General features: G+C 66.6%; 4 protein-coding genes and 1 tRNA gene. 1 reads left to right on the forward strand and 4 read right to left on the reverse strand.

Annotation, left to right across the window (positions count from 1 at the left end; genetic code table 11):
* The 4 genes from thrC to argS form a co-directional block, all read right to left on the reverse strand.
* Positions 1-553 (reverse strand): threonine synthase (gene thrC, locus VNW74_RS09370; RefSeq protein WP_325676322.1); only part of this gene is annotated, 553 nt, incomplete at its 3' end.
* Positions 550-1,875 (reverse strand): homoserine dehydrogenase, encoded by a 1,326-nt coding sequence (locus VNW74_RS09375; RefSeq protein WP_325676323.1) that lies wholly within the window; start codon positions 1,873-1,875, stop codon positions 550-552. The genes VNW74_RS09375 and thrC, both read right to left, overlap by 4 nt.
* Before the next feature lie 57 nt (positions 1,876-1,932).
* On the reverse strand, positions 1,933-3,351 hold the full coding sequence (gene lysA, locus VNW74_RS09380; RefSeq protein ID WP_325676324.1) for a diaminopimelate decarboxylase: 1,419 nt from the start codon (positions 3,349-3,351) through the stop codon (positions 1,933-1,935).
* Positions 3,348-5,000: an arginine--tRNA ligase gene (gene argS, locus VNW74_RS09385; protein ID WP_325676325.1), complete on the reverse strand. Its 1,653-nt coding sequence runs from the start codon at positions 4,998-5,000 to the stop codon at positions 3,348-3,350. The genes lysA and argS overlap by 4 nt, the downstream gene beginning before the upstream one ends.
* Before the next feature lie 113 nt (positions 5,001-5,113).
* On the opposite strand from argS, the gene VNW74_RS09390 reads away from it, so the two are divergent.
* Positions 5,114-5,186: transfer RNA gene (locus VNW74_RS09390), tRNA-Arg, on the forward strand.
* The last annotated feature ends 1 nt before the right edge of the window (position 5,187 follow it).

Below are 5,187 nucleotides of genomic sequence, written 5' to 3' on the forward strand. Positions count from 1 at the left end.
CGACGATCTCGAACGCCGCTGTCTTCTGGCCCTCGATGCGGACGGGGTTGACCGAGTTGACCAACGAGATCGTCGGGAAGTCGGCGACGATCTTGCGGGCGAGTTCCAGGCAGTCGTCGAAGTTGCCGTCGATCTGGATGATCTTGGCGCCGTGCATCACGGCCTGCGCCAGCTTGCCCATCGCGATCTTGCCCTGCGGGATCAGTACCGCGCAGGTGATGCCGGCGCGGGCGGCGTAAGCCGCCGCCGAGGCAGATGTGTTGCCGGTCGATGCACACAGCACGGCCTGCTGGCCGCGGGCCACCGCGTCAGTGACGGCCATCGTCATGCCGCGGTCCTTGAAGGAGCCGGTGGGATTGAGGCCCTCGACCTTGAGATGAACCGTGCAGCCGGTCTTTGCCGAGAGCCTGGTTGCCGGTATCAGCGGGGTGCCGCCCTCCAACAAGGTGACGGGAGCCCAGTTGTCGCCGACCGGTAGCCGATCCCGATAGGCCGCGATCACACCCGGCCACGGCCGATGAATGCCGGTCTTGGCGGCGCTTGCCGGACTCATTCGCTGGTTCCTTCCAGCCGCAGGACGCTGGCCACACCCTGTACCACGTCGAGATCAGCCAGGGCATCCACGGTTTCGGACAGTGCGGCGTCGGTGGCACTGTGGGTGACCACCACGATGCGGGCTCCTACCCGGTGCCCGCCCTCGCCGACGACACCTTCCTGGCGAACTTCGGCGATGCTGACTTCGCGCTTGGCGAATTCTGCAGCAACCGAGGACAATACGCCCGGCTTGTCAGCAACGTTCATGCTGACGTAGTAGCGGGTAGAGATTAAACCCATTGGCGCGATCGGCAGTTGAGCGTACTTCGACTCCTTCGGCGCGCGGCTGCCCAACACCCGGTTACGGGCGGCCATCACCAGATCGCCGGTTACCGCCGATGCGGTCGGCGCTCCGCCGGCGCCCTGACCGTAGAACATCAGTCGACCCGCGGCCTCCGCCTCGACCACCACGGCGTTGAAGGCGCCGCTGACCGTAGCAAGGGGATGCGACAACGGCACCAGCGCCGGGTAGACCCGAGCCGAAACCCGCTGCTGGCCATCGCCGGTCGTGATTCGCTCGCAAATCGAGAGCAGCTTGATCGTGCAGCCGAGGGCGCGCGCGGACGCGAAGTCATCCGGGGTGATCGAGGTGATGCCCTCGCGGTAGACGTCGTCGGCGGTCACCCTGGTGTGGAACGCGATGGACGCGAGGATCGCGGCTTTCGCTGCGGCGTCGTAGCCTTCGACATCCGCGGTGGGATCGGCCTCGGCGTAGCCGAGTGCGCTCGCGTCTGCCAGCGCGCGCTCGTAGTCGGCGCCGGTGCTGTCCATCTCGGAGAGGATGTAGTTGGTCGTGCCGTTGACGATCCCGGCTACCCGCTGCACCGTGTCGCCGGCCAGCGACTGGGTCAGCGGCCGGATCACCGGGATGGCACCCGCCACGGCTGCCTCGAAATAAAGGTCCACATGGGCATTTTCGGCAGCCTGCGCGAGCTCTCCAGCAGCGACCGACAGCAGAGCCTTGTTCGCCGTCACGACCGACTTGCCATGCTCCAGCGCGGACAGGATCGCCTTGCGAGACGGCTCGACCGGCCCCATCACCTCGACGACGATGTCGACGTCGTTGCGGCCGACCAGTTCATCGACGTTTTCGGTGAGCAGATCGATCGGTACACCCCGGTCTGCGGCTACCCGCCGTACACCGATGCCGCGCAGCACCAGCGGCGCGCCGATCCGGGCAGCGAGATCGTCGGCACTGTCCTCGATGATGCGAACAACCTCGCTGCCCACATTGCCCAGCCCCAATACCGCTACACCGACCGGCTTTTCACCACCGTTCATGTGCGCCACTCCTCCTCATCGCTGCGCTCCGCATCGTCGTCGGCGCGGTTCACGCCTTCACCTCACTTCCAGACTCAGCAAATCGTCGACGGTCTCCCTGCGCAGGATCAGACGGGCCCGCCCATCGCGCACAGCCACCACCGCTGGGCGGCCGATCAGGTTGTAGCGGCTTGACAGCGAGTAGCAGTACGCACCGGTGGCGGCGACCGCGACCAGGTCGCCCGGCGCAATGTCGTCGGGCACCCAGGTATCCCTGACGACGATATCGCCGCTTTCGCAGTGTTTTCCGACCACACGCGCCAGCGCCGGGGGCGCATCGGTGGCCCGGGAGACCAGTCGAACGTCGTATTCCGCCCCGTACAGCGAAGTCCGAATGTTGTCGCTCATCCCCCCGTCCACGCTGACGTACCGGCGATGCGCTGTGGTGCTCACCCAGACATCCTTGACGGTGCCAACCTCATACAGCGTGATGGTCCCGGGCCCGGCGATGGCCCGGCCTGGCTCAACGACCAACCGGGGAACCGGCAAGCCCACCGCCGCGGATTCATTGCGCACGATGGACCCGAGCTTGTCGGCGAGTTCGCGAACCGGCGGCGGATCGTCGTCCGGCAAATACGAGATGCCCAGGCCGCCACCGAGATCGATGGCGGAAATCTGTGCGGTCTTTTCGACGCCGAACTCGGCGACGACATCGCGCAGCAGGCCGATCACCCGGTGCGCCGCAAGTTCGAAACCGCCGACGTCGAAAATCTGCGACCCGATGTGACTGTGCAAACCCACCAATCGGAGGTGATCGGTGGCGAATACCCGTCGGACCGCGGCCATCGCCGCGCCGTTGGCCAGCGACAGGCCGAACTTCTGGTCTTCGTGGGCGGTGGAGATGAACTCGTGGGTGTGGGCCTCGACGCCGACAGTGACGCGCACCAGCACATCCTGAACGACACCGGCCTCACCGGCGACGGCATCGAGGCGCTCGATCTCGGTCATCGAGTCGAGCACGACACGACCGACGCCGGCCTTGACCGCCGCGGTCAGCTCGGCGACCGATTTGTTGTTGCCGTGCAGCGCGATCCGCTCAGGCGGGAAGTTCGCGTGCAGCGCGACCGCCAGCTCGCCGCCGGTGCAGACGTCCAGCGAGAGGCCTTCCTCGTCGATCCACCGCGCTATTTCGCTGCACAGGAAGGCCTTGCCGGCGTAGTGCACGTTCGCACCACCGCCGAATGCCGCAGCGATCTCGCGGCAGCGCGCCCGGAAATCCGCTTCGTCCACGACGAAAAGTGGCGTGCCGTACTCCTGTGCGAGCCAGTTCAGCGTGACACCGGCGACGCTGACGACTCCGTCGTCGCCGCGGACCGCGTTGTGCGGCCAGACGTTCGGTGCCAGTTGCAGGAGTTCGTCTGCCGTCGCGGGTCGCGGTGGAACGCCCCCGTGATGGAACTCTTCGGCGTGCCGTGGGCCGGCTGGATGTGCGTTCACATCCGCTCCGGTGCGCGGACACCCAGGATGGCCAACCCATTGGCGATGACCTGGCGGGTGGCTTGACATAGGGCCAGTCGCGCCGTGTGCAGCTGGTTGGGTTGTTCGTCGCCCTGCGGCAACACCCGGCACGAGTCATAGAACCGGTGGTAGTCGCCGGCGAGGTCTTCCAGATAGCGGCACACTCGGTGCGGTTCGCGCAGTGACGCGGCGGATTTCAGCACCCGTGGGAACTCGCCGAGAGTTCGAACCAGCGCGCCCTCCTTATCGTGGGTGAGCAGCTCGAGGTGGCTGGTGTCAGGGATCAGCCCGAGCTCGGCGGCGTTGCGGGCCAATGCGGAGAGCCGGGCATGCGCGTATTGCACGTAGTACACCGGGTTTTCGTTGGACGCCGATGACCACAGCGCCAGGTCGATGTCGATCGGGGTGTCCACCGATGAGCGGATCAGGCTGTAGCGGGCGGCATCCACGCCGATCGCCTCGACCAGGTCGTCGAGCGTGATCACGGTGCCGGCCCGTTTGCTCATCTTCACCGGCTGGCCGTCGCGGACCAGGTTGACCATCTGGCCGATGAGCACCTCGACGGTGGCCGGGTCGTCACCGAACGCGGCCGCGGCGGCCTTCAACCGGGAGATGTAGCCGTGGTGGTCGGCGCCCAGCATGTAGATGCACAGGTCGAAGCCGCGTTCCCGCTTGTCCAGGTAGTAGGCGAGATCACCGGCGACGTAGGCGGGCTGGCCGTCACTCTTGATCACGACGCGGTCCTTGTCGTCACCAAAAGCGCTGGTGCGCAACCAGGTTGCGCCGTCCTTTTCGTAGATGTTGCCGTTCACGCGAAGCCGGGCGATCGCCTGCTCGACACGGCCGCTGCTGTGCATCGACTCTTCATGGGTGTAGACGTCGAAGTCGGTGCCGAAGTCGTGCAGCGACGACTTGATGTGCGCGAACATCAAGTCGACGCCGATCTTGCGGAAAGTCTCGTGCTGCACCGCGTCGGGCTGGCTCAGCGCGTCGGGTGCTTCCTTTAGGACCTGCGCGGCGATGTCGGCGATGTAGCTGCCGGCGTAGCCATCTTCCGGAGTGGGCTCGCCTTTGGCCGCCGCGATCAGCGAGTTGGTGAACCGGTCGATTTGGGCGCCGTGGTCGTTGAAGTAGTACTCGCGTACCACCTCGGCGCCCTGCGTCGACAGCAGCCGGCCAAGTGCGTCACCGACCGCGGCCCAGCGGGTGCCGCCGATGTGGATGGGCCCCGTCGGGTTGGCCGAGACGAACTCCAGGTTGATCTTGTGTCCGGCCTCGGCGACGGAGTTGCCGTAGGTGTGGCCGGCGTCGATGACGTTGTTGATGATGACGCCCTGCGCCGACGCGTCCAGGCGCAGGTTGATGAAGCCGGGCCCGGCCACCTCCGCCGACGCGATGCCGTCAGCCTCTGCCAGCGCCTCGGCCAGCCATCCGGCCAGCTCGCGCGGATTGACGCCGATCTTCTTGCCGAGTTGCATCGCCAGGTTGCTGGCGTAGTCGCCGTGCTCGGGGTTGCGCGGCCGCTCGACGGTGACCGTCGGCGGCAGCGCGGCGGTGTCGAGCGCATGCTCGGTCAGCACCGCGGTCGCGGCGGCCTTGAGCAGCTCGGCCAGGTCGGCGGGGTTCACGCAGGCCATCCTATTGGCTGAGGTCCTCAGGCCCCGAATCCGTTCCGGTGCCCAGCCGGCCGCCGTGATGCGTTAGTCTGTCGTGGCCCGTTGGCGCAGCATTTCTCGCGTGCGCCCCCGTAGCTCAGGGGATAGAGCGTCTGCCTCCGGAGCAGAAGGCCGCAGGTTCGAATCCTGCCGGGGGCAC

Origin of the sequence: Mycobacterium sp. (assembly GCF_035570115.1) — a bacterium.
Taxonomy (GTDB): Bacteria; Actinomycetota; Actinomycetes; order Mycobacteriales; family Mycobacteriaceae; genus Mycobacterium.